The sequence below is a fragment of the Nocardia huaxiensis genome, assembly GCF_013744875.1.
GTDB classification, from domain to species: Bacteria; Actinomycetota; Actinomycetes; order Mycobacteriales; family Mycobacteriaceae; genus Nocardia; species Nocardia huaxiensis.
The window spans coordinates 7,040,006-7,066,239 of record NZ_CP059399.1 but is presented as its reverse complement, the minus strand read 5'-3'; the positions used below and the strand labels follow the sequence as shown (position 1 = coordinate 7,066,239).

The following is a 26,234-nucleotide window of genomic DNA, read 5'->3' as shown; positions in this document are numbered from 1 at the left end:
ACGCAACGACTCTTGTCGGCGGGTGCTCGATGAGGACCTGCGCATCCCGCAAGGGCACGCACCCACTGACGAAAGCGACGAGAAGTCATGCGTTTCAAGAAGTTCGCCGCCACCTCGGCTCTGGTCATCGCGGCCCTCGGTGTTGCCACCGGCACCGCGCACGCCGCCCCCGTGATCCCCTCCGTGCTCGACGGGGTCGACCAGGGTGTCGGCCAGGTGCTGCCGTCCATCGGCTGGAACACCAAGATCGAGGGTGACTCGGTCGTGCTGGAGACCACCGCCGGCTCGCTGACCACCGACAACGGCCAGTTCCAGGTCCGCGACGACCAGGGCAATCTGGTGACCCAGTTCCCGCTGGCCTACTCGCTGGGCGACCTGGAGTACCCGGTGACCGCGAGCGTCAACGGCCTGCGCGCCGTGCTGACCCCGAGCACCGACCGCTCGGCCGCGCGCCCGGTCGCGCTGCCGCTGCACAATGTCGCCAGCCAGGAGGCCTTCGACGACGCGGTCTCGGCCGCGGCCACCCAGTTCGGCATCATCACCTCGATCGGCACCCTGATCGGCACCATCGTCGGCGGCGGCCTGGGCTGCGCGATCGGCGCGGCCGGCGGCGTCATCGGCGGCCTGGTCATCCTGTCGGCGCCGGGCGGCGTCGCGGGCTGCCTGGTGGGCGCGGGCATCGGCATCCCGCTGGGCGCCGCCGCGGGTCTCGTGCTGACCGGTGTGCCGGCCGCGATCATCGTCGGCATCGGCTTCGCGAACCGCATCAACGCCCCCGAAAACCAGTAGGGCGTCAGCGTTTACAGCAAAAGGCCGGGTCGCTCACAGCGACCCGGCCTTTGTGCCGTCGAATGACTTCGTGTGTCAGCGCGGCTTGCGCGAGATGATCGAGTCGCGGATCAGCACGGCGGCCAGGCCCGCGGCGAACACGATCAGGAAGATGTAGCCGGTATTGCCCGAACCCGAGGAGCTGCCCTGCTGGTTCTCGAACAGCATGGCCAGCAGGATCACCACGACCACCCAGCCGGCGGTGCGGAAGGTCCGGCGCGACTCACCGCTCCAACCCCATGCGGCGGACGGAACCTCGGCGGTGTCGACCTTGGTGACGACGTCAGCGCTGTGGGCGTGTTCCACTTCCGTGCCGGCCACTTTCGCTCCTTATGGACTCGAATCGAATTCTGCGCACAATGGTGGCATACGACCGCGCGTCGTAGCCAGCAGGGGCGGGGTGAGTCACCAACTCTCGGAACTCTCAGGGGCAAGCCCCTGAAACCCCGGAGGGGAGAGTTGCTCGAATCCGCAACCCCGGCAGCCCCGGTCGTCTTCGGTGCTTCGGTGAGGAGAGAATAGGGCCGTGTCCGACATCGTGAGAGTTCTGCTGCTGGGCAGCACCGGTTCCATTGGCACTCAGGCGCTGGAGGTGATCGCGGCCAATCCGGATCGGTTCGAGGTGGTCGGGCTGGCGGCGCGGGGTGGGAACACCGAGTTGCTGGCGCAGCAGATCGCGGCTACCGGGACGAAGAACGTGGCGGTCGCGGATGAAGCCGCGGCGGCGAAACTCGGTGTGGCGCTGGCGGGTCCGGATGCGGCGACCGAGCTGGTGCGGCGGACCGAGGCGGATGTGGTGCTCAATGCGCTGGTCGGGTCGCTGGGGTTGGAGCCGACACTGGCCACCCTCGAATCGGGGCGGCGACTTGCGCTGGCCAATAAGGAATCTCTGGTGGCGGGCGGCTCGCTGGTGACGCGGGCGGCCGCGCCGGGGCAGATCGTGCCGGTGGATTCGGAGCATTCGGCGCTGGCGCAGTGCCTGCGCGGTGGACGCGCCGACGAGGTGGACCGGCTGGTGCTGACCGCCTCGGGCGGTCCGTTCCGCGGCTGGACCGCCGAGATGCTGGAGTCGGTGAATCCCGAAGAGGCCAAGGCGCATCCGACCTGGTCCATGGGCCTGATGAACACGCTGAACTCGGCAAGCCTGGTGAACAAGGGCCTGGAACTCATCGAAACGCATCTGCTCTTCGGTGTGCCCTACGACCGCATCGATGTGACCGTGCACCCGCAGTCGATCGTGCACTCCATGGTGACCTTCACCGACGGCTCCACCCTCGCGCAGGCCAGCCCGCCGGATATGAAACTGCCCATCGCCCTGGCCCTGGGCTGGCCCGACCGGGTGCCCGGCGCGGCCGCGGCCTGTGACTTCTCCACCGCCTCCACCTGGACTTTCGAGCCCGTCGACGACGAGGTGTTCCCGGCCGTGCGACTGGCCCGCCAGGCCGGTGAGGCGGGCGGGTCGGTCACCGCGGTCTACAACGCCGCCAATGAGATCGCGGTCCAGGCATTCCTCGACGGCCTCATCCGATTCCCCGATATCGTGCGCACCGTCGCCCGCGTCGTGGAGTCCGCCGACCGCTGGAGCGCCGAACCCGGTAGCTTGGACGAGGTGCTCGCGGCCGATGCGTGGGCGCGTGACCGTGCCCGCACACTCGTGCGTCAGTGAAGTAGGAGGGGTCGAACCGCATGGCATTCGTGGTCGGGTTCGTTCTGTTTGCCGTGTGCATCACCCTGTCGGTGGCGCTGCACGAATGCGGTCACATGTGGGCGGCGCAGGCCACGGGCATGAAGGTGCGCCGCTACTTCATCGGTTTCGGCCCCACCATCTTCTCGTTCCGGCGCGGTGAGACCGAGTACGGCCTGAAAGCGTTGCCGCTGGGCGGTTTCTGCGATATCGCGGGCATGACCGCCCTGGACGAGGTGCCGCCGGAGGATCTGGATCGCGCCATGTACCGGCAGGCCACCTGGAAGCGCCTGGTGGTCATGTTCGGCGGCATCTTCATGAACTTCGTGCTGGGGTTCCTTCTCATCGTCGTGCTGGCCGTGGGCTGGGGGCTGCCGAGCTTGGACCAGGCCCCGGCGACGGCCATCGGTGCGCCGAGCTGCGTGCAGTTGCAGAACCCGGACGGCACCCTGCAGGCTCCGTGCACCGGCGAAGGCCCCGCGCAGAAGGCGGGTCTGCAGCGCGGCGACATCATCACCAAGGTGAACGACGTCAAGGTCACCACCTGGCAGGAGTTCGTCGCGGAGACCCAGAAGCAGACGCTGCCTTTCCAGTACACGTTCATTCGTGACGGTGAGACCCTCACCCGCACGGTCGAGCCGCAGCTGGTCATGCGCTATCCGAAGGACGCGCCCGCCAAGCAGGTCGGCGCGGTCGGTGTCGGCCACGACTACTACGAACCGGTGAAATACGGTGTCCTCGCGGCCATTCCGGCCTCGGTCTCCTTCACCGGCGAGGTCTTCGGTCACACCGTGCAGTCGCTGATGAAGATGCCGGAGAAGATCCCCGCGCTCTGGAACGCCGTCACCGGCGGCGAGCGCGACCCCGAGACTCCGGTCAGCGTCTACGGTGCGAGCCGCATCGGCGGCGAGAGCGTGGAGATCGGCCAGTGGCAGATCTTCGTCATGCTGCTGGCGAGCCTGAACATCTTCCTCGGCATGTTCAACCTGCTGCCGCTGCTGCCGCTGGACGGCGGTCATATCGCGGTGGTCCTCTACGAGAAGATCCGCAACAGCCTGCGGGCCCGTCGCGGCGAGGCTCCGGGCTTGCCGGTGAACTACCTGAAGCTGCTCCCGGTCACCTATGTGGTGATCGTGATCGGTGGCGCGTACATGCTGCTGACGCTGTCGGCCGACATCCTGAATCCGATCACGCTGCGCTAGTAGCTCGATCGCTCACAACCGACCGGTCGGGTCTATGACTCGGTCGCGAACTCCCGTTGCAATCGCCTGCACAACCGGTCGGCCTGCCGGGTGGTTTCGGGCAGCCGGTACTCGGTGGTGGCGGCCAGCACCTGCGCGCACGCCGTATCCAGATCGATGTTGTGCCCGACGGACACATACACCGGCTTCACACCCGCCCGCGTGCGCAGCGCCCGCCCGACCGGTTCGCCGTCGAGGCTGACGGTGCTGAATGCTCCGCGTTCGCTGCCGGGCTCGTCGTACTCGCCCCACACGTTCTTGGCGACCCCGAGTGTCGGCACTCCGGTCAGCAGCCCGAGATGACAGGCGAACCCGAAGCGTCGCGGATGCGCCAGCCCCTGACTGTCGCAGATCAGCAGATCCGGTGTGACGGTGAGCTTTTCGAGCGCCTGCACGGTGGTCGGCAGTTCCCGGAAGGCGAGCAGCCCCGGCACATACGGGAAATCGGTGACACCGCGTGCCGTGACGCTCTCGATCGGCTCCAGGTTTGCCGCATCCAGGACTACGATGGCCGCGACCACATTGCCGTGGTCGTCGTAGGCCGAGTCGAGCCCCGCGAGCGTGCGGAATGCGGGCGGGCGAGGGTTCTCGGCCACGACGCGGGAGCGCAAATGGTCCTGCAGCGCGATGGCCTCCTCGGGTGTGCGCGGCCACGGTTCGGTGTTTGCTACCTTCACATTTCGTGTTTGTACACCTTTGCGCTGTTTGCGACGAATACCTAGTGCAGGACCCCGGTCGATTCCGGGTCGAGTGATCGCAACCGGTACCGTTGTCGCCGCTGTCACAGGGCGACCGGTATCCGGGCATTACTAGACTCGGGACCGGAAGGGTGAGGACATGACGAAAGTAGGCAACCGATCGTGAGCAGTGCCATCGCATTGGGGATGCCGTCCGCGCCGGCGGCCGTCCTCGCGCCGCGGCGTAAGACGCGCCAGTTGATGGTGGGCAATGTCGGGGTGGGCAGTGATTTCCCCGTGTCGGTCCAGTCGATGACCACCACCAAGACCCATGACGTGAACGCCACCCTGCAGCAGATCGCGGAGTTGACCGCGTCGGGCTGCGACATCGTCAGAGTCGCGTGCCCGCGCCAGGAGGACGCGGACGCGCTGCCGATCATCGCCAAGAAATCGGGCATCCCGGTGATCGCCGACATCCACTTCCAGCCCAAATACATTTTCGCCGCGATCGACGCCGGCTGTGCCGCGGTGCGCGTGAACCCGGGCAATATCAAGGAATTCGACGGCCGCGTCAAGGAGGTCGCCAAGGCGGCCGGCGCGGCGGGCATCCCGATCCGCATCGGCGTCAACGCGGGCTCGCTCGACAAGCGCATGATGGCCAAGTACGGCAAGGCCACCCCCGAGGCGCTGGTGGAATCGGCGCTGTGGGAAGCCTCGCTGTTCGAGGAGCACGGCTTCGGCGACATCAAGATCTCGGTCAAGCACAACGACCCGGTGGTCATGGTCGAGGCCTACCGTCAGCTCGCCGCCCAGTGCGACTACCCGCTGCATCTGGGCGTGACCGAGGCCGGTCCCGCCTTCCAGGGCACCATCAAGTCCGCGACCGCGTTCGGTGCGCTGCTGTCCCAGGGCATCGGCGACACCATTCGGGTGTCGCTGTCGGCGCCTCCGGCCGAAGAGGTGAAGGTCGGCGGTCAGATCCTGCAGTCGCTGAACCTGCGCCCCCGCAAGCTCGAGATCGTGTCCTGTCCGTCGTGCGGTCGCGCGCAGGTCGATGTGTACACCCTGGCCAACGAGGTCACCGCCGGCCTGGAAGGCATGGAGGTCCCGCTGCGGGTGGCCGTCATGGGCTGTGTCGTCAACGGTCCCGGTGAAGCCCGCGAGGCCGACCTCGGTGTCGCCTCGGGCAACGGCCGCGGCCAGATCTTCGTCAAGGGCGAGGTCATCAAGACCGTGCCCGAACACCTCATCGTCGAAACCCTCATCGAGGAGGCCATGCGCCTCGCCGAGGAGATGGGTGAGGACGCGGGCAGCGGCGCGCCGGTCGTCACCGCCGGCTGAGCAAACACCGTGTACTCCGGCCGGGGACCGTTCACCGAAGCCCTGGTCGGGGTGCGCGCACCCGCGATAATCCGGCACGTTCTCCGAACTTCTGGCAGGCTGTGAACGTGCGGAGTGTGCTGGAGCCGACTCGGCGGACCAAGGCGTCCGGTGCTCGTCAGCTGGTGAACCGCGATCTGACCCAGGTATTGCGCGTTCTCGATGGCGATCCGGTGGCGACCTGCATGGTCGCTGCGCGTTTGCAGGAGTTCGGTTTGGATGCCCGCGGCGTCTACGGCGAGCTGTGGAGCCGCGGCGGTCCGGGTGAATCCCTGTGTTTCTCCGGTGCGAATCTCGTTCCGCTGCGCGGCGGCCCGGACGATATGCGGGCCTTCGCCGAGCGCGCGGTGCGCGGCCCGCGCGTCTGCTCCTCGGTGGTCGGCCGCCGCGAACTCGCGCTGCCGCTGTGGGACCTGCTCGCCGAGCACTGGGGCCCCGCGCGCGAACTGCGCGACGATCAACCGCTCTTGGCCCTCGAGGGCACGGCCACGGTGACCCCGGATCTGAAGGTGCGCCGGGTGCGCCCGGAGGAGCTGGACCGCTATCTGGTCGCCGCGGTCGCCATGTTCACCGAGGAGATCGGCGTCGATCCGCGCGCCGGTGACGGCGGCCGGGCCTACCGTCGTCGCGTGCAGAGCCTCATCGAATCCGGTCGCGCCTGGGCCAGATTCGAGGACGGCGAAGTGGTGTTCAAGGCCGAGGTGGGTGCGCTGTCCCGCCGCACCGGCCAGATCCAGGGCGTCTGGGTGCACCCCGAGTACCGAGGTCAGGGCTACGGCACCGGGGGCACCGCCGCCGTGGCGAATGTGGTGGTCGCCTCCGGCCGCACCGCCAGTCTCTACGTGAACTGCTACAACGAGATCGCCCGCCGCGCCTACGCGAATGTCGGTTTCCGGCAGATCGCGACCTTCGCGACCGTGCTGCTGGACTGATTCGCGACTGCTGTCCGATATGTGATGTAAGCGCGAAATCTGTTCTCCTACAGTGTGTCGCGCCTGTTTGCTGACAGTTGGCTCTAGCATCTGTGCCGATGTCAACACGGGTCCTCACCTTGCTGCTCGCCGCGGTCGTCTCGGTAGCCGCTGCCGGTTGCGCGTCGCGCCCGCAGGGTCCGGCGCAGGCCGCCGACGCCTTCCTCTCCGCCTTCGCCGACCACGATGTGGAGGCGGCGGCGGGCCTCACCAACCAGCCCGAAAAGGCCGCTGCCGCACTCGGTTCCGCCTGGGACAACCTGCAGGCCGAGCAGCTCACCGCGCACACCGGCGATGCCCGCGTCACCGGCGACACCGCCACCGTGGACTACACCTACGAGTGGCGGCTGCCCAAGGACCGCGTCTGGACCTACTCCGGTCAGCTTCAGATGGGCCGCGCCGACGGCCGCTGGTCGGTGCGCTGGACCTCGGCGAACATCCATCCGCGCCTGGGCAATACGCAGTCCATGCAGTTGCGCTCCACCGCCGCCCCGCAGGCCCGCGTGAACGAGCGCTCCGGCAGTGACGTGCTGGTGCCGGGCACCGTCTACCGCGTCGCCTTCAAATCCGGTGCCGCCACCTCGGATCCGGCCGCCGTGGCCGCCGCCCTCGCCACGGCCCTGCAGCGTTTCGACGAGAAGAAGTTCACCGCCGACGCGATCCTGGACGCCGCCCGCAAGGCCGACGGCGGCGCGTATCAGGTGGCGATCCTGTCGGAGTGGGAGTTCGAGCAGGTGAGTGCCGACCTGCTGGGCCTGCCCGGCGTCAGCTTCACCAAGCAGTGGGACATGGTCCCCACCGACCGCCATTTCGCCCCGGACCTGATGACCCAGGTGCACAAGACCATCATCGACGAGGTGGACGGCAAATCGGGTTGGAGCGTCGTCACCGTCAATGCCAATGGCGCGGACACCGACGTGCTGAAAGAGGTTGAACCGCAGGCTTCCCCGTCGTTCTCGCTGAGCATCGACCGCTACGTCCAGACGGCCGCGCAGCGCGCCGTGGACCTGCGCCAGGAGCAGGCCATGATGGTGGTGCTGCAGCCGTCCACGGGCGCGATCCTGGCCATCGCCCAGAACGAGGCGGCCGATGCCGACGGCCCGGTGGCCGCCTCCGGCATGTATCCGCCGGGCTCGATCTTCAAGACGGTCACGGCCGCCGCCGCCATGACCGCCGGGCACGCCACCCCCGACACGGTGGTGCCGTGCCCGAGCCGGATCGTGGTGGGGGAGCGCACGATTCCCAACTACAACCTCTTCACCGTCGGTGACGTGCCCATGGCGACGGCCTACGAGCGCTCCTGCAACACGGCCTTCGCCAAGATCGCCTCGGAGCTGGGCGGTGAGGACCTGCGCACGGCCGCGGCGGCCATGGGCATCGGCCCGGACTACACGGTGGCGGGCCTGCCGACGGTGTCGGGTTCGGTGCCGCGCGACGATGAGCTGGTGCAGCGCGCCGAGGACGGCATCGGTCAGGGCAAGGTGCTGGTGAGCCCGTTCGGGGCGGCGCTGGTGGCGGCGACGGTGGCCAATGGTTCGACGCCCACCCCGTATCTCATCTCCGGGCACCCGACCACAGTCGAGGGTGAGCGCCCGCAGCTGTCCCCGAAGGTGGTGGACGGTTTGCGCGAGATGATGCGCAAGGTGGTGCTCGGCGGTACGGCCGAACGGATTCGCGATCAGGGCGAGGTGTACGGCAAGACCGGTGAGGCCGAGGTGGAGGGTGGTTCGCACGCCTGGTTCGTCGGTTACCGCGGCGATATGGCCTTCGCGACACTGGTGGTCCGCGGCGGCAGTTCCGACAATGCGGTGGCGGTGACCCGGGACATGCTCACGGCACTGCCCGCAGGCTACTGAGCACCATCACCACAATTCCCGCGATAAACCCCGCCCCGTAACGGGGGCCGGGGGCAGCGCCCCCGATTCCGGGGGTCCGGGGGCGGAGCCCCTGGGAAAAGCACAGCTCAGCGGTCGCTGCGGAGGCAGGCGGCCTGGGTGATCTCCCCGTGGATGTCTTGGGCGACGAAGCGTTGCTGCGCCAGGGTTTTCACGGTGGGAACGCCGGAGGAGTGGTCTCCCAGCATTTCGGTGGCGCCGGCGCCGGCGAGGATCATGCCGGCGGTGGTGACTAGCAAAAGGGCCGAACGCTTCATATCGCACTCCCTTGTGTGGGGATGAGTTCAGGAGATCCGAACGGTCGGTTTCGGATGGCCGGTGCTCATGAGGGTTGGCTGAATGTTTGCCAACGCAAGGAACGGTAATCCGGCTCCCATGCCCCAGGCAACCCTCTCGAGTGACTCAGCACACGTCCGTTAGGAAAGTGATGCAGGTCACCGGAGGGAAATGCGATGCGATTTTCCGGGTCAGTTCTCCCGGTGCAGGGTGGCCGCCAGATGATGCTGCAGCGGTTGTTCCACCGCGGCCATGCGCAGCGTGTAGCCGAGTGTGTTCCCGGCGAGCTCGAAGGTGCGGCCCAGCGCGGTCACCGACTTGGCGGTGCTGCTGCGGCCGATCGAGGTGGAGTCCAGTTCGATTCGCAGCCCGTCGTTTTCGGTGACGAGCTTGCCCTCGCAGATCTCGGTGATGCCGGTCGGGTGGGCCAGGATCAGTTCGACCCGGTCGCCGCCGATGGCGCGTAGGTATCCGGTCTCGGCGTGCATGGGCCGGCTGCCGTCGGCGGAGCGGGTGCGCTGCCGATAGGTGAGGAACGGGCGGCCGACGTGTCCGAAGTGCACTTCCTCCAGGTAATCGAAGGAGTCGATGGTCGGATACTCCCCACTCCCGGAGCCGCGCCAGGTGCCCAGCAGCGGGGCGAGATGAGCGATATCGGGGTGGGGCGCGACGGGGGTGTTGGGTTCGAGCACGGCGGCCAGCTTAATCCGCGCAACGCGTTCCGGCGGCCGGTCGACGCGCCGCCGGGCGACTATTTACGGAAAGGGGGCTGGATTCGGGGATTGGTTGGATGCGTAAGGGGAATGGAACGGCCGGGGCGGGGATTCAGCGGCGGCTGGCCCGTTTGTAGCCGTAGGCGGCGGGCACCGCGAACAGCGCGATCAGGCCCACACACCAGACGATGGTCCAGGTGAGCGGCCCGGCGAGCGCGCCTTCCTCCGACAGCGCCCGCATGGTGTCGACCGTGACCGACATGGGTTGCCAGCGCACGACGGGCTGAATCCACTCCGGATACGCCTCCAGCGGAACGAATCCGGTGCTGAAGAACATGAGCAGCGAGGTCACGATGGCAATGGCCTCGACCAGCGTGGATTTGGCGGTGAACACGGCGATGGCGGTGACGAGCGTGGCGAAGGCGAGCCCGAACAGCACCGGCACCACCAGGAATCCGGCCGCCGCGAGCACGCCCTGCTGGAACCGGAAGCCGAGCAGCGAGGCGAACAGCACGATGACGATGGTGCCGCCGAAGATGCGCACGCCCTCGGCGAGAATGCGCGCCGACAGCCCGGAGGCCCGGTGCACGGGCAGCACCCAGAATCGGGCCAGCAGTCCGGCGTCGCGTTCGCGCCCGAGCATGACGCCGGAGGCCACGGTCCCCGACAACGCGCCCACCAGCGCCACCATGGGCACCGACCCGTAGAGCGCGTTGCGGTGGGTGAAGCGTTCGATGGCCCCGCCCACCACGATGTCGAGCATGAGCAGCAGCAGGCACGGCACGATGAGGGTTTCGAGCAGGGTGATGGGGTCGCGGACCCACCGCAGCAGCAGCCGCATGGTTTGAATCCAGGTGTGGCGCACCAGGGCCAGCGGTGAGTGCTCGGGGGCGTCGATGGTGTCGGCGGTGTCGACGCGCTGGTCGATGGCGGTCATGTCACGTCCTCTTCATGTTCAGCCGGACGGTGAAGTACAGCGAGACGACGATGATGGCGGCGGCCCACAGCAGCGGCGGTGTCATGAGCGGCCAGGTCACTTCGGCGACCTGGCTGGGTTTGCCGTTGAACAGCACGGTGTCGCCGCCGAGCGCGCGCAGGCCGTCGGCGAATTGCGAGACGGGCTGATTGCGCACGAAAGGCTGTACCCACTGCGGGAATTGCTTGACCGGCGAGAGCCCGGTGGAGAGCATGCCGAGGATGAGCGGCGGCAGCACCAGCATCTGGGTGGTGGCTTCGGGGCTCTTGGTGACGGTGCCGATCACGTCGGCGCCGAGGTTGAAGGCGAACGCGATGAGCATGCCCAGTCCGACGAAGCCGAGGGTGTGCGCCCAGCCGCCGTAGAACCGGAAGCCGATGACGTGCGCCGAGATGAGCGCCGACACCATGGCCACGGCGGCGCGGAAGATATTGGCGGACATGCGCGCCGCGGTCGGCACCAGCGGGTGCATGGGCATGGCGTCGAAGCGCCGGTCCAGACCGGACACCATGTCGGTGGCGGCGCGGAAGGCGGCGGAGATGGCGGTGAAGGCGGCGGCCTGCAGGATGACGATGGGCGCCATGAACTGCGCGTAGCTGCTGAATCCGGTGCCGGAGAAGGTCATCACGCGATTGAGCGGAATGTAGAAGCTGATCGTGAAGGTGGCCGGGGCCAGGATCGCGGTCAGGATTTCGCCGGTGGTCACCGACGGCACGATGAGTCGCACGGTGAGCACCCACCACTGCCGCAGTGTGGAGGGTGTGGCGCGGATGCTGGTGAGCCACGCGTCGGTGGTGGCGGTCGCGGCGGTCACGACTGGGCCTTGCGCAGCTGGGCGTCGCTGGGGTGCCCGTTGGGTTCCGGTTTCTCCGTCATATGTCCGGTGAGGGAAAGGAATACGTCGTCGAGGGAGGGGCGGCGCAGCGCGATGTCCACCAATTCCATTCCGGCGCTGTCCAATCGGCGCAGGGCCTCGGCGAGGGTTTTCGCGCCCTCGGGGGCCGGGATGGCGATGCGGTCCGAATCGGGGGTCAGCACTTCGCGTGTCGTGGCGGGCAGCAGATCCCCGAGTGCGAGGGCGATGGCGGGCAGGTCGGCGGTGCGCAGCGGCACCACCTCGCAGTAGCTGCCGCCGGTGCGGGATTTGAGTTCGTCGGCGGTGCCGTCGGCGATGACCACGCCGTGGTCGATGACGATGATGCGGTCGCAGAGCGCGTCGGCCTCTTCGAGGTACTGGGTGGTGAGCAGGGTGGTGATGCCGTGCTTGCGGAATCCGCCGACCAGATCCCACACCCCTTGGCGGCTGCGGGGATCCAGTCCGGTGGTGGGTTCGTCGAGGAACACCACCTCCGGTCGCACCACCAGCCCGCAGGCGATGTCGATGCGCCGCCGCATGCCGCCGGAGTAGGTGCCGACGCGGCGGCCGGCGGCGGCGGTGAGGTCGAATTCGCCGATGAGTTCGTCGGCGCGGGCCTTGGCGGCGCGTTTGCGCAGCCCCATGAGCCGGCCGAACATGACCAGGTTCTCGTAGCCGCTGAGCGCGTCGTCGAGGGCGGCGAACTGTCCGGTCAGCATGATGCTGCGCCGCACCGCCGCAGCGTCGGAGACCACGTCGTGCCCGGCCACCCGCGCGCGCCCGGCGTCGGGTGCGATGAGGGTGGACAGGATGTTGACGGTGGTCGTCTTCCCTGCGCCGTTGGGGCCGAGGATGCCGAGCACTTCGCCCGGCGCGGCCTTGAAGTCGATGCCGCGCAAGGCTTTCACGGTTCCGAATGATTTCTCGACGCCCTCGACGATCACGCCGTCCGCGCCCCGTTCTGTGGTCACTGCGTTCCTCCCAGGTGTTCGTCGAGGATGCGAGCTATCTCCGCCAGAGCGTGCGGCGCCGTGAGCCCCTCGTGCGTGGCCTCGATGTCGTAGTTGGTGATCTGTCCGGTGATCCAGGCCCGCCACGGGCCCGCACCGAAGATCGCCGGGTCTTCCGCGCCCTGGATGGTGGCGTGGAAATACAGTGCGTCCCCGTGGAATACGGGTCGCTGGTAGCCGGTGCGGGTGTCGGCGGAGGCGTTGTAGGAGGCCGCCATCCGTTCCAGCGTTTCCGCGTCGACCAGCGAGACTCCGCCCATGCGTTCGCGAATCAGCGCGGCGGCCTCTTCGGCGGTGGCGTCGGGCGGCACGTCGGAGATGCCGAACACCGCGCCGAAGGTGGCGATGAACGAACCGGCCGTGAGCTTTTCGACGCTGGAGCCGTCGAGGTCGGTGCTGTCCGGGTCGAGCAGTGCCAGGGTGCCCAGTTCCGCGCCCTGCTCCCGCAGCTTGGCGGCGACGGCGTGCGCGATGAGCCCGCCGAAGGACCAGCCGAGCAGGTGGTACGGGCCTTCCGGTTGCAGCCTGCGGATTTCGTGCACGTAGCGCTCGGCGAAGTCGTCGATGCTGCGGGCGTGCGGTTCGCCGGACAGGTCCGGGGCCTGCAGGCCGTAGATGGGCCGGCCGGGGTTCAGCTGTTCGGCCAGGCCCAGATAGGTCCAGGCGATGCCGGAGGACGGGTGGATGCAGAACAGGGCGGGTTCCTGTCCGTCGAGCCGGATCGGCAGCACCACGTCCAGACCCAGGCCGGGGGTGGAATCCGGTTGTGCTGCGGCGAGTTCCGCCTCGGCGCGGGTCCGCTCCAGTTCCGCCATGTGCGCGGCTTCGGCGGCCGCGGCCTCCCGGGCGTCCGGGGTGTCGGCGAATTCGGCTGCGGCCATGAGGGCTTCGATCCACAGCTGCGCCAGCGCGTCGACATCCTGTCGCGCCAGCAGCGTTTCGGGATAGGTGAAGGTGGCCTGCAGCCGGTCACCCGCGACCACCGCATTGATCTCGATCTCGGCATTGACCGGCACCTCCGGGTGTTCGCCCGCGTGCAGGTCGCCGAGATCCTCGGTGGGCAGCCAGCCGAGCCCCTCCAGCCCGGCGGGGATGTCGGCGGTGGCGTAGCGGCCGAGATAGTTGAATCCGATGCGCCCCGGCAACTTTCGCGGGAATTGGCGCGCGGTGTCGGCGTTGAGGTACCGCAGCAGCCCGAATCCGATGCCCTTGTCCGGGATGTCGAGCAGCTGGTGCTTCACGGCTCGAATGGCCTCACCCATGGCGGGCCCGCCGGTGAGCGCGTCGTCGAGATCGAGCGCGGGCAGATCCAGTCGCACCGGGTACAGCGTGGTGAACCAGCCGAGCGTGCGCGAAAGGTCGGCTCCCGGAACGATTTCCTGCTGCCGCCCGTGTCCTTCCAACCGGATGAGCACGGAGTCGGGTTCCTCGCCCCGATCCGGTGCGCGCCAATGCGACACGGCCAGCGCGAGCGCGGCCAGCAGCGCGTCTTCGACTGTCCCGTCGAACAATCCGGGCAGGGTGGTCAGCAGCGCGTTCGTGACGGTCTCGGACACCTCCACGTCCACGGCCCGCACCGTGCCCACCCGATCCACGGCCGGATCCAGTTCGCGCGGCCCGATCAGCGGATCCGGCGTCTGCGCCAGTGCCCGCCAGTACTCCAGTTCGCCCACCCGCTTGTCGCTGTGCGCCTCCTCCTGGAGGGCGTGCGCCCACCGCCGCATGGACGTGCCGGTATCCGGCAGCGTCGGGGTGGCTCCGCCCGACAGCTGCGCCCAGGCCGCGATCAGATCCGGCACCAGAATCCGCCAGGACACACCATCTATCACGAGATGGTGCGCCACCAGGATCAATCGCCCGGTGCGCCGCCCGGTCCGCTGTGCGGTCCCCGAGTGTGTTCCGACCCCTGAACGCGGCCCCGAACCGAGCCGTTCGGCCGCACCCATCCGATCGGTGAGGGTGCGCTCGTCCAGCGCGACGCGCTGCATGGTGCCGGTCTCGCCCGCGCCGACGCGTCGCAGTGTGCCGGTGTGGGCTGCGCCGAGACGCTGTGTCGTGGTGGGGAATTGGGTTGTGCTCACGCGCTGGGTCATTCCGGTGCGCAGCGCCGGTTCGACCGGGTCGAGCCACACCAGTTGCAGGACGGTGCCCGCGGCCGGGTCGAGTCGATCCATGGCGGCGTCGAGTTCGGTGGCCGCGTACTGGCGCAGCTCGTCGCTGCCCGCGGCATTGAACTCGATGCGGTGCAGCAGTGCGTCCACGTCGACGGAGCCGGGCTCGCGGGTGTGCAGTCGCCAGGTGTCGCCTTCGCGGTGCAGGCGGGCGCGCAGCATGTCGTGTTTGTCGACGACCGCGGTGACGGTGGCGACAACCTGTTCGCGGGTGATGCCGGCGGGCATCTCGAGCACGGCGGTCTGCGCGAATCTGCCGTGGTCGCCGCCGCGTTCGGTCATCCACTGCACGATCGGGGTGAGCGGAATATCGCCCACGCCGCCGCCGGGGAGTTCCTCCAGGACGATCGCCTCCCCGGCCTCGTCGGCCAGGGCGGCCAGGGCCGCGACGGTGCGATGCTCGAAGATCTGCAGCGGGGTGAGTTCGAGGCCGCGCAGCCGCGCCCGGGACACCAGCTGGATGGCGAGGATGCTGTCGCCGCCGAGGGCGAAGAACGAGTCGTGCACGCCGATCCGCTTGCGGCCCAGCAGTTCCGCCACGATCCCGGCGAGCACCGTTTCGGTGGGTGTGCTGGGCGCGCGGTATTCGGTTTCGGCCTCGAACACCGGTGCGGGCAGGGCCTTGCGGTCGAGCTTGCCGACGGCATTGAGCGGGATGGCGTCGAGGACCACGAAGGCCGAGGGCACCATGTAGCCGGGCAGCCGGTCGGCGGCGTGCGCGCGGACGGCCGAGACATCTAGGTGCGCACCGGGTTCCGGCAGCAGGTAGGCCGCCAGCGCGGTCCCGCCGCCCGGTCCCGCAACGCCCAGTGTCACCGCGAATTCCACGTTCTCGGCGCGGGCCAGCACGGCGTCGATCTCGCCGAGTTCGATGCGCTGGCCGCGTACCTTCACCTGGAAGTCGGTGCGCCCCAGGTATTCCAGCTTCGGCGCGCCGAGCCCGCCGGTCCACCGCACCAGGTCGCCGGTGCGGTACATGCGCTCACCCGGCGCACCGTACGGATTGGCGGTGAACCGTCCCGCCGTGAGCGCGGACCGGTTGTGATAGCCGCGCGCCAGCGCGGGCCCGGCCAGGTACAGCTCACCGGCCACGCCCATGGGCACCGGCCGCAGCCGGTCGTCCAGCACCAGGGTGGCCCCGCCTCGGATCGGCCGCCCGATGGTGACCGGCTGTTCGGCCCGCAGTGGCTCGGAAACCGTTGCCCAGATGGTGAATTCGGTCGGACCGTAGAGGTTCATGAGCATGCGCCCCTGCGCCCACCGCTGCACCAGCTCGGGTCCGATGGCCTCACCGGCCACCGCCAGCATGCGCACGCTGGACACCCGGGCGGGATCCATGGTCGCCAGCGCGGACGGCGTGATCACCATGTGCGTGACCCGATGCGCCGCGATGAGATCCGACAGCGCGTCACCGCCGAACACGTCCGGCGGCGCGACGACGGCGGTCCCGCCGGCCCCGAACGCCATGAGCGCCTCGAAGGCGGAGGCATCGAAACTGGGTGAGGCCACCTGCAATACGCGCGAGTATCCGTCGAGTTGCAGCACCTGCCGCTGCGCGGTCACCAGATCCGCGAGACCGCGATGGGACACCGCGACACCCTTGGGCGTCCCGGTCGATCCGGAGGTGTAGATCAGCCACGCCGGATGCTCCGGCCGCGGTTCGCGCCGCACCACCGGCGGTGGCAGCTTCCGGGTGGCCCCGAAGGCCGCGGGCTGTCGCTCGTGCGGGCGTGACATGGGCTGCCGTTCACCCGGTCGCGGCATGGCTCGGTGTTCGCCGGGCCGCTGCGGGGGTTGCGGGTGGCCCGGACGGGACACGCGGCGGTGCTCGCCGGTGTGCGGCCCGTCGTCGCGGCCGGGCGGCAGCCAGCGGATCGTATCGGGCAGCAGGGGCCGGTGTTCGGCGTTGGTCAGGCCCAGGATCGCGCCGGAGTCGGTGAGCATGTGGTCGATGCGGTCCAGCGGGTGGCGCGGGTCGATGGGCAGGAAGGCCGCACCGGATTTGGCCGTGGCCCAGATCGCGATGAGCAGGTCTGCACCGCGCGAGAGGGCGAGGGCGACAACTGTTTCCGGGCGGGCGCCGTGTGCGGTGAGGCGATCGGCCAGCCGGTCGGAGGCGGCTTCGAGTTCCGCGTAGGTGATGACCCGCCCGTCGGCGACGATGGCCGGATGTCCCGGCCGCACCCGTGCCGTGGTGGACAGCAGGTAGGGCAGCGTCATGTTCCCGGAGTGCCGGGGTCCGCGCAGCGGCACCAGGGCGCCGCGTTCGCTCTCGTCGAGCAGGTCGATATCCGACAGTCGCACATCGGGATTCGCGGTGACGGCGGCGAGGATGCGCCGCCAGCGGGTGAGCAGCAGTGCCGCGGTGCCCGCGTCGAACAGGTCGGTGGCGTAGGTGAGTGTGCCGTCGAGCCCGGTGGGTTCCCCGCCCGGCAGCGGCTCGCGCAGTTCGAGACCGAGGTCGAACTGTGAGGTATCGCGTTGCACCGGTTCGACTTCCACGCGCAGTCCGGGCAGTTCCAGCACGGGCGGGGTGAAGTTCTGCAGCGACAGCGACACCTGGAACAGCGGATGGTGTGCGGTCGACCGCGCCGGATCGAGCACCTGGACCAGGCGTTCGAACGGCACGTCGGCATGTCCGAAGGCATCCAGATCGGTGGTGCGCACGCCCGCCAGGAAGCTGCGGAAATCGCTGCTGGGATCGACCGGTGTGCGCAGTGCCAGGGTATTGACGAACATGCCGACCAGATCATCGAGCGCGGCGTCCCCGCGTCCGGCGATGGCGGTGCCGACCAGCACGTCGGGTGTGCCCGCCAGCCGCGACAGCAGCACCGCGAGCGCGGCGTGCACCACCATGAACAGGCTGGTGTCGGTCTGCTGTGCCAATTCGACCAGCGCACTGTGTGTTTCGGCGTCCACGGTGAACGGCACGTCGACGCTGCGCATGCTCTGCACCGCCGGTCGTGGCCGGTCGGCGGGCAGTTCCAGCGCGTCGGGCGTGTGGGCGAGTTTCTCGCTCCAGTACCGGACCTGCTGGGCGGCAACGGATTCGGCGTCTTGTTCCGCGCCCAGCAGTTCCCGATGCCACAGTGCGTAGTCGGCGTACTGCACCCGCAGCGGTTCCCACCCGGGCGCGCTGCCGGTGCTGCGCGCCACATAGGCGGTCATGAGGTCGGTGGCCAGCGGCGCCATGGAGGTGCCGTCGGCGCTGATGTGATGGACCACCAGCACCACCACATGCGTCCGCTCGTCGATCCGGAACAGTCCGGCGCGCAGGGGCGCTTCCCGGGTGAGATCGAATCCGGTGGCGGTCAGCTCTTCGATCCGATGCCGCAGTGCCGCACCGTCTTCGGTGTCGGCATAGCGCAGTTCGGGTGCTCCGGCGTCGGCGCTGAGCACGACCTGTCGCGGCCCGTCGGCATCGGCGGGGTAGATGGTGCGCAGCGTCTCGTGCCGTGTCACCACGTCGATCACGGCCTGGCGCAGGGCATCCCGGTCGAGTTCGCCGGTGAGCCGCAGCGCCGCCATGATGTTGTAGGCCGCCGATCCGGTGTCCATCCGGTTGAGCACCCACATGCGTTGCTGCGCGGGCGACAAGGGCACCCGGTCGGGCCGGATGCGGGCCGCCAGCGCCGGCCGTCCGGGCAGGTCTCCGGCGGGCACGACCCGCGCCGACAGCTGTGCCACGGTGGGCGCGTCGAACAGATCCCGCAGCGCCACGGTCGCCCCGAGCGCCGAATTCACCCGTGCCACCACGCGTGTGGCGCTGAGCGAGTTGCCGCCCAGTTCGAAGAAGGACCGGTCGATGCTGACCCGGTCGGTCCCGAGCACGTCGGCGAACACGCGCGCCACCGCCGTCTCCACGGGGGTGCGCGGAGCCAGGTAGCGTTCGTTCAGGCTCGCGAAATCCGGTGCGGGCAGGGCGTTCCGGTCGAGTTTGCCGACCGGGGTGAGCGGCACGTCGTCGAGTTCGATGATGTAGCTGGGCACCATGTAGCCGGGCAGTGCCGAGGCGACCCGATTGCGCAGTCCCTCGGTGTCGAGCCGCTGCCCGCGCAGCCCGACCACATACGACACCAGCACGGTCTGTCCGCCGGGTCCGGGTGCGCCGATGGTGGCCGCGTACTCCACCTGCTCGTCGGCCGACAGCACCGCGTCGATCTCGCCGAGTTCGATGCGCAGACCCCGGATCTTGACCTGGAAGTCGCTGCGCCCCAGGTATTCCAGTTCCAGCCGCACGCCTTCGGCGTTCTTCGTCTCGACCCAGCGCACCATGTCTCCGGTGCGGTACATGCGGGTGCCGGGCGCACCGTAGGGGTTGGCGATGAACCGGGCGGCGGTGAGCGAGTACCGGTTGAAGTATCCGCGCGCCAAGGCCGGTCCGGCCAGATACAGTTCGCCGGAGACGCCGAGCGGCACCGGCCGCAGCCAGGTGTCGAGCACCATGGCCCCGGCCCCGTCGATGGGCCCGCCGATGGTGATGGGTTCCCCGGCGCGCAGTTCGCCCGGCCCGGTCGCCCAGATGCTGAATTCCGTTGGCCCGTACAGGTTCACCATGCGCCGCTCGGCCGACCAGGCGGCCACCAGTTCGGTGCCCGCGGCTTCACCGGCGACCGCGAGATTGCGCAGATCCGGCAGTCCGTTCGGGTTCATGGTGGCCAGCACCGACGGTGTGATGGTGGCGTGGGTGACCTGCTGTTCGCGCAGCAGTTCCTCCAGTTCGCTGCCGCCGTACACATCCGGTGGCGACACCACCAGCCGCCCGCCGAGGGCGTGCGCCATGAGCAGTTCGTGCACGGAGGCGTCGAAGCTGGGCGAGGCCACCTGCAATGCGCTGGCCGTGTGATCCAGATCCAGCAGACGCTGTTGCGAGGCAACGATATTCGACAGGCCGCGATGGCTGACCAGCACGGCCTTCGGCTTGCCGGTGGACCCCGAGGTGTAGATGAGGTACGCGGTCTGCCCGAGCATGATGGGCCCGCCGCGTTCGGCATCGGTGATGGGCGCGTCGGACACGGTCATGACGCGGCGGATGGTGGACAGGTCGTCGAGCAGCAGCCAGTCGATGGTGCCCGGCAGGGTTTCGCCGACCGCGCACACGGTGACGCCGATGGGCGCGCGGGAGTCGGTGAGAATGTGCTCGATGCGTTCCACCGGATAGTTCGGGTCCAGCGGCAGGAACGCCGCCCCGGTCTTGGCCAGCGCCCACACGGCCACCACGGATTCCACCGAGCGCGTCAGTGCCAGCACCACGAATACCTCGCGGCCCACGCCCCGGCCGAGCAGCAGCCGCGCGAACCGGTTGGACCAGGCGTCGAGGTCACGGTAGGTCATGGTGAGCGTGCCGGACACGATGGCGATCCCGTCCGGATTCACCCGGGCGCCGGCGGCGAGAATATCGGGCAGGGTGCGCATGGGCACCGGATCGCCGCCGCGCACCGGCAGCAGGGCCCGGCGTTCGGCGGGCTCACAGTGCTGTAGTTGTGCCGTGCGCCGCCCGGGATTGACGGCAATCTGGTTGAGCAGGAACACGAATCGTTCGAGCAGTCGCCGCGCCCCGGTCTCGGGCAGCTGGTCTGCCATGAACTTGATCGAGATCTGCAGGCTCTCACTGCCGTCCGCGCCGCGCTGCGGAATCACCATGAGGTTCAACGGATATGGCGTGGCATCGGTGCCGGACACGTCGAGAATCCGCATCCCGGCGATGTCGAGGGCCTGTGACAGGGTCTCGCGGTCGATCGGGTACGACTCGAAAACGGTGAGGGTGTCGAACAGTTCGGGCAGTCCGACGGCCTGATGGATGGCCGCCAGCCCCACATGCTGATGGTCGAGCAGCCTGGCTTGTTCGCTCTGCACCCGCGCCAGCAGATCCGACACCCGTTCCGCGGGGTCGAGCCGCACCCGCACCGGCAGCGTGTTGATGAACAGCCCGACCATGTCCTCCACACCGGCCAGCTGTGGCGGCCGCCCGGAGACGGTGCCGCCGAACACCACATCGGTGCGCCCGGTGAGCATGGCCAGCAGCAGCGCCCAGGCGGCCTGCACGCCGGTGTTCACGGTGGCTCCGGCCGCGCGCACGGTGCTCTCCAGCTTGGCCAGCGAGTCGGCGCTGAAATCGACGGTCACCATGCCGGATTCGGTGGATTCGATGCCCGCGAGACTCGGCACGGCGCGGGTCGGCGTATCGACCCCGGCCAGCGCCTCGGTCCACGCCGCCATGGAGGCGGCATCGTCCTGTTCGGCCAGCCAGCCCAGGAATTCCCGGTACGAGGGCACCGCCGTGGCCGGAATCGCCTGCCCGGTGACCGCGCCGAGGTACCCGGCCAGCAGTTCCCGCACCACGAGCGGCGTCGACCAACCATCCAGCACCAGATGGTGATTGGTCATGAGCAGCGTGTACGCCTCGGCCTCGGTGCGCACCAGCAGGAACCGCAGCAGTGGCGGCCGCGCCAGATCGAACCGCGTCCCCGCGTCGACCGCGACGAGCCGCTCCAGTTCCCGCTGCCGCTCGCCGGGCTCCGCGATTCCGGTGAGATCGACCTCGTGCCAAGGCAATTCGCTACTGTCGACGACCAATTGCACCGGCCCGTCCGGTGTTTCGGTGAACGCAACGCGCAGCACATCATGCCGTGCCAGCAGCTCTCGCGCGGCTGTGCGCAGTTTGACCGCGTCCACCCGCCCCGCGAGGGACAGCCGCGTCTGCACCGTGTACTCGTCGGAGGTGTCGGTGTCGTATCGCGCGTGGAACAGCAGCCCGTACTGCAAGGGCGACAGCGGCCACACCTCGCTGAGCCCCGGGTAGTCCCGCTCCCACCCGTCGATCTGGGCCTGCGCGACGCTCACCAGCGGGAAGTCCGAGGGCGTATGGCCACCGGCCCCCGCCCGCCGCGCATGCTCGGTGATCCCGGCCAATGCCTGCGCCCACAGCCCCGCGAACTCCCGCACCTGCCGCTCCCCGAGCAGCCGCGACGCGTACGCCCACGTGACCTCGAGCCCCGCATCGGTGTGCAGCGCATTGATATCGATGACGGCTTCCAGCGGCGCGTCATCGCCCTGGGTGGCGGTGAACCGGCTCGGCAACCACACGGTTTCGCCGCCGTCCGCGGGCGCTCCGGACATCCCGGTCCGCCCCAGATAGTTGAAGCTCAACTGCGGCGCAGGCGTATTCGCCAGCGCCGGAGCGGTTTCGGCGTTCAGATACCGCAGCATGCCGTACCCGACACCCTTGTCCGGAATCGCCCGCAGCTGCTCCTTCACAGCCTTGAGCGCGGCTCCCGCTGCCGGTCCACCCCGGAAGGCATCGGCGATATCGATCCCGGTCAGATCCAGTCCCACCGGATACACACTGGTGAACCACCCGATGGTCCGTGAGATATCGGCCCCCGGCAGGATCGCTTCCTCGCGCCCATGCCCTTCGAGCGTGAGGAGAGTCCGTTGCCCCGCGCGTTTCCCCTGCTGCTCCCGCCACCGGCTCGCAGCCAGTGCGAGCGCGGTGAGCAATGCGTCATCGGCCCCGCAATGGAACCGCTCCGGCACGAGTTCCAAAGCCGCCGACGTAGTTTCGGGATCGATGACGGTCTCGACCCGTGCCATGGTGGCCGCCGTATCGACCTTGGGATCGAGCCGCCGAGTATCCAGCGGCGGATCCGGCGTCTCGAGAATCCGCTGCCACAGCGCCAATTCGCCCCCGCGCGCGGCAGCCTGCTCGGCCTGCCCATGCGCCCACCGCCGGAACGAGGTCCCGACCGGTGCGAGCGGAGCCCCCGCCCACGCGGCAGCCAGATCCGGCAGCAGAATCCGCCAGCTCACCCCATCGGTGACGAGATGATGCAGCACCACCCACAGCAGCGGCCCGGTCCCCGCACGCTCGAGGAGCACGAACCGCGCCACGACGCCCGCAGTGGGATCGAGCCGGTCCGCGGCCCGCTGCAATTCGACTTCGGCATCGCCGTTCGCCGCGACGTCCACGATTTCGATGAGGTCGGTGGCGCGCACCGACCCCGGCACGCCAACCATCCACTCCCATTCGGGCATGGCGGCGCGGTCGACTGTTCGTGTCGCACCATTGCTTCCAGAGGTGGTGGCCGTGCCGTGCGGTGCGCGCTGGTCGCGCGGTGTGGTGCGTGTTGCCCGTGTACCGGAGCGGTTCTCGTGCTGTGCCGGTGTGTGCCCGGCGGGGCGGGTCAGCGTGCTGCGCAGGAGATCGTGGCGGTCGAGGACGGTTTGCACCGCGGTGGTCAGGCCGGTGCGGTCGATGTCGGCGGGCAGGGGGATGAGGACGGCCTGGGCGAAGCGTTTCCAGCTGTCGCCGTCGTGCTCGAGCATGGCGTGCACGATGGGGGTGAGGGTGGTCGGGCCGATCGCGCCGCCGGGCAGTTCGTGGACCACGGGCGCGGAGGCGTCGCCTGCGATGGCGGCCAGGGCGGCAACGGTCTTGTGCTCGAACACGTCTCGGGCGCGCAGGGACAGGCCGGCGGTTTTGGCGCGGGCGACCAGCTGGATGGCGACGATGCTGTCGCCGCCGAGGGCGAAGAAGTTGTCGTCCGCGCCGACGGATTCCTGGCCGAGGACCTCTTCGAAGAGGCGGGCCAGGATGCGTTCGCGTTCGGTGGCGGCGGCGCGGCCGGTGAGAGCGCGCGCGCCGAATTCGGGTTCGGGCAGCGCGCGCCGGTCCACCTTGCCGGCGGGGGTCAGGGGCAGGGTGTCCAGGACCATGACCGCGGCGGGCACCATGTGCGCCGGAAGCAACTGTCCGACCGTAATTTTCACGGCCTCGGGATCGACCGGCAGGTCCGGGGAGGCGAGTACATAGGACACGAGCGCGGTGGCCCCGGCCGGGGTGGTCGCGCCCACGGTGATGGCGACCTCGACGCCGGGATGCCGCGCCACGGCCGCGTCCACCTCGCCGAGTTCGATGCGGAAGCCGCGCACCTTCACCTGAGTGTCGTCGCGGCCCGCGAACTCGAGGTCCATGCGCACCCCGCGCTGCCGCCAGCGCACCAGGTCTCCGGTGCGGTACATGCGGGTGCCGGGTTCGAAGGGATTGGCCACGAATCGCTGTGCGGTGAGCCCGATGCGCTGGTGGTAGCCGCGCGCCACGCCATCGCCGAACAGGTACAGCTCGCCCGTGACACCGGGCGGGACCGGCCGCAACCACGGGTCGAGCACGACCGCGCCGGTCCCGCGCGAGGGCCGCCCGATGGTGATGGGTTCGTTCGGCGACAGGGGTGAGCTGAGGGTCGCGGTGACCGTGGTCTCGGTCGGCCCGTATCCATTGAGGACGCAGCGCCCGGCCCACCGGACGGGCAGTTCCGGTGGGCAGGCGTCGCCACCGACCACGACGGTGCGCAGCCGGGGGAGTGTGGCGGGTTCGAGCGAACCGGCAACGGCGGGAGTCACATTCAGGTGCGTGACTTCGAGGGTGCGCAGCACCCGCGCCAGGTCTTCGCCCGCGTAGGCCGAGGGCGGCACCACGGCCACCGTCGCGCCGACCGCGAACGCGACCAGCAGTTCCTCCACCGAGATATCGAAGCTCGGGGAAACCGCGTGCGCCACAACGGCATCGGAGCCGACACCGAAGGCCGCACCGGATCCGGTCACCAGGTTGGCGAGCCCGCGATGGGTGACGCCGACGCCCTTGGGCAGCCCGGTCGACCCGGAGGTGTAGATGAGGTAGGCGAGTTGATCCACCCGCGTCGGCGCAGGCCGGTCCGCATCGGTCACGGGCGCGGAAGACGCTGCCGCCATGGCCTTTTCGGTCGCGGCCTCGTCGAGGGTCAGCCAGCGCACCCGGTCGGGCAGCGCCGCGCGCGATCCGGCCACCGTCACTCCGGCCACCACGCCGCTGTCCCGGATCATGTGCTCGATCCGATCCGCCGGATACCCGGGGTCGATGGGCACGAACGCCGCCCCGGTCTGTGCGACCGCCCACATGGCCAGCACCGACTCCGCCGACCGCGGAATCGAGATCGCCACGGCCCGTTCGGGTCCCGCTCCGGCGTCGATCAGTACCCGCGCCAGTCGATTGCAGTAGTCGGTGATCTCGCGATAGGTGAAGACGGTCCCGTCGACCCGCATGCCGATGGCCGAGGGTTCCCGCTCGGCCCCGCCGTTGAGGATCTCGGCCAGCGTGCGCGCCCGCGTCCGCTGCCGTCCGTGCGCCGGAACCAGCTGTACGCGTTCATGTTCCGATACCGCGACGACGGAGGACAGTCGCGTGGCGGCCCCGTCCGCGAGGAACCGGTGCAGGAAGTCCAGGAACCGCGCGTGCAGTGACGCCAGCTCGCTCTCCCCGTACCGGTTCGGGTTCGCCTGGAAGTCGATGTGGGTGCGCTCCCCGCCCACTCCCGGGTACACGTTCACGAACAGATCGTCGATCAACCCCGAGGTCAGCACATTGAGCTGCCCGGTCACCCCGCCGAGCCGGATGCGGGTGTCGGCCAGCATGAGGTTCACCGTCGGCCCGAATCCGGCCACCTCGTCCATGGCCCAGCCGAGGTCGCGGAAGATGTCCTCCTGCCGGTACCGCTGCCGCCGCAGCGCCGCGGTCAGTTCCCCCTGGGTGGCCTTGATCAGATCCCCCACGGTGGCGGTCGGCGTCGGCCGCAGGCGCAGCGGCACCACATTGGCCACCATGCCGCCCGAGCGCCGCAGCGCCGCGGTGGTCCGCCCGGACACCGGCAGGCTCAGCACGATCTCCCCGCTGCCGGTCATGGCGCCCACGAACGCGGCGAAGGCCGCCACCACCACGGGTGCGGCGCTGGTCGAGAGGTCGGCGGTGAGCGAATCCAGCAGGGCCGCCGTGCTATCGGGCAGCGCCCCGCTCAGCAGGCGGGGGTGCGCGTCCACGGCTCCGGTGCGCTTGCCCAGGCAGGCGGGCTCGGCCATCCCGGCCAGATGCTCTTTCCAGTACTCGCGATCGGCGGCCAGCTTGTCCGAATCCCGGTACGCCACATCGGCTTCCACGATCTTCTGCAGCGCCTCGGCCTTCCCGGCGGGCGCTTCCCGTCCGGCGATGGCGGCGTTGTACAGCTCGCCGGTGCGCTGCAGCATGGTGAGCGCGCCGACGCCGTCGAGCAGAATGTGATGGAAGCGCGAGTACCAGTACCATCGGTCCGGCCCCACCTTCAACATGGCGACCTGGCACAGCCGGTCGCGCGTCATGTCAAGGGGCGCAGTGTATTCCGCACGCATCCACGCCTGTGCGGCGGCCTCGGGGTCGGGCTCGCCGGTCAGGTCGATGGTGTCGATGGTGTCGTCGAGGCTGGTGTCCACCACCTGCCAGGGCAGCTCGTCGATCTCGAGCAACCGGAGGTAGCCGGTGCCGAATTCGCGCCCGGCCCGGCGGGCCGCGTCCGCGAGCAGGCCGACATCGACGGCCCCCGCGAGTTCGACGTACTGGGCTATGGAGACCGGGGTGTCACCGGCGAGGTGCTGGGCGAACCAGATGCCGCGTTGCGCCGCGGAGAGCGCGAAGGCCTCGGGTGGCAGCGCGGGGGATGCGGGCCGGGCAGAGCTGGACAGGGCAGAGCTGAAAGCCATGAAACATCCTGCGTG

The 26,234-nt window shown here is 69.3% G+C and carries 14 protein-coding genes; 6 read left to right on the top strand and 8 right to left on the bottom strand.

Annotated features, from left to right (window positions below):
• The first annotated feature begins 87 nt into the window (after positions 1 to 87).
• The gene (locus H0264_RS32150) at positions 88 to 789 is read left to right on the top strand and encodes a DUF8020 domain-containing protein (protein WP_181581024.1); all 702 of its coding nucleotides are present in this window, start codon (positions 88 to 90) and stop codon (positions 787 to 789) included.
• A 75-nt stretch (positions 790 to 864) separates the two neighbouring features.
• Here H0264_RS32150 and H0264_RS32145 read toward each other — a convergent pair whose 3' ends face one another.
• Positions 865 to 1,149, bottom strand: a complete 285-nt coding sequence (locus H0264_RS32145) for a DUF2631 domain-containing protein (protein ID WP_181581023.1) — start codon at positions 1,147 to 1,149, stop codon at positions 865 to 867.
• 205 nt (positions 1,150 to 1,354) lie between these two features.
• Between H0264_RS32145 and dxr the strand changes: the two genes are divergently transcribed.
• Positions 1,355 to 2,494, top strand: a complete 1,140-nt coding sequence (gene dxr, locus H0264_RS32140; RefSeq protein WP_181581022.1) for a 1-deoxy-D-xylulose-5-phosphate reductoisomerase — start codon at positions 1,355 to 1,357, stop codon at positions 2,492 to 2,494.
• 20 nt (positions 2,495 to 2,514) lie between these two features.
• Positions 2,515 to 3,714 (top strand): M50 family metallopeptidase, encoded by a 1,200-nt coding sequence (locus H0264_RS32135; protein ID WP_181581021.1) that lies wholly within the window; start codon positions 2,515 to 2,517, stop codon positions 3,712 to 3,714.
• Positions 3,715 to 3,746: 32 nt separating this feature from the next.
• Here H0264_RS32135 and H0264_RS32130 read toward each other — a convergent pair whose 3' ends face one another.
• Positions 3,747 to 4,430: an endonuclease V gene (locus H0264_RS32130; protein ID WP_181581020.1), complete on the bottom strand. Its 684-nt coding sequence runs from the start codon at positions 4,428 to 4,430 to the stop codon at positions 3,747 to 3,749.
• A 207-nt stretch (positions 4,431 to 4,637) separates the two neighbouring features.
• Between H0264_RS32130 and ispG the strand changes: the two genes are divergently transcribed.
• The 3 genes from ispG (at position 4,638) to H0264_RS32115 (ending at position 8,637) form a co-directional block, all read left to right on the top strand.
• Positions 4,638 to 5,771: a flavodoxin-dependent (E)-4-hydroxy-3-methylbut-2-enyl-diphosphate synthase gene (gene ispG / locus H0264_RS32125; protein ID WP_420832124.1), complete on the top strand. Its 1,134-nt coding sequence runs from the start codon at positions 4,638 to 4,640 to the stop codon at positions 5,769 to 5,771.
• Positions 5,772 to 5,878: 107 nt separating this feature from the next.
• The gene (locus tag H0264_RS32120; protein WP_181581018.1) at positions 5,879 to 6,742 is read left to right on the top strand and encodes a GNAT family N-acetyltransferase; all 864 of its coding nucleotides are present in this window, start codon (positions 5,879 to 5,881) and stop codon (positions 6,740 to 6,742) included.
• 98 nt (positions 6,743 to 6,840) lie between these two features.
• The gene (locus H0264_RS32115; protein WP_181581017.1) at positions 6,841 to 8,637 is read left to right on the top strand and encodes a penicillin-binding transpeptidase domain-containing protein; all 1,797 of its coding nucleotides are present in this window, start codon (positions 6,841 to 6,843) and stop codon (positions 8,635 to 8,637) included.
• 107 nt (positions 8,638 to 8,744) lie between these two features.
• Here H0264_RS32115 and H0264_RS32110 read toward each other — a convergent pair whose 3' ends face one another.
• The 6 genes from H0264_RS32110 to H0264_RS32085 form a co-directional block, all read right to left on the bottom strand.
• Complete coding sequence (locus H0264_RS32110) at positions 8,745 to 8,933, bottom strand: hypothetical protein (protein WP_181581016.1); 189 nt, start codon at positions 8,931 to 8,933, stop codon at positions 8,745 to 8,747.
• A 210-nt stretch (positions 8,934 to 9,143) separates the two neighbouring features.
• The gene (locus tag H0264_RS32105) at positions 9,144 to 9,653 is read right to left on the bottom strand and encodes a peroxynitrite isomerase (RefSeq protein ID WP_420832123.1); all 510 of its coding nucleotides are present in this window, start codon (positions 9,651 to 9,653) and stop codon (positions 9,144 to 9,146) included.
• Between the two features lie 124 nt (positions 9,654 to 9,777).
• Positions 9,778 to 10,602: an ABC transporter permease gene (locus H0264_RS32100; protein ID WP_181581014.1), complete on the bottom strand. Its 825-nt coding sequence runs from the start codon at positions 10,600 to 10,602 to the stop codon at positions 9,778 to 9,780.
• Between the two features lies 1 nt (position 10,603).
• On the bottom strand, positions 10,604 to 11,455 hold the full coding sequence (locus H0264_RS32095; RefSeq protein WP_244976014.1) for an ABC-2 transporter permease: 852 nt from the start codon (positions 11,453 to 11,455) through the stop codon (positions 10,604 to 10,606).
• Positions 11,452 to 12,468 carry an ATP-binding cassette domain-containing protein gene (locus tag H0264_RS32090; RefSeq protein WP_181581013.1) on the bottom strand — a complete coding sequence of 339 codons (1,017 nt, stop codon included), beginning with the start codon at positions 12,466 to 12,468 and terminating at the stop codon, positions 11,452 to 11,454. The genes H0264_RS32095 and H0264_RS32090 overlap by 4 nt, the downstream gene beginning before the upstream one ends.
• Positions 12,465 to 26,219: a non-ribosomal peptide synthetase gene (locus H0264_RS32085; protein WP_181581012.1), complete on the bottom strand. Its 13,755-nt coding sequence runs from the start codon at positions 26,217 to 26,219 to the stop codon at positions 12,465 to 12,467. Before H0264_RS32085 ends, H0264_RS32090 begins: the two co-directional genes overlap by 4 nt.
• Positions 26,220 to 26,234 lie beyond the last annotated feature (15 nt).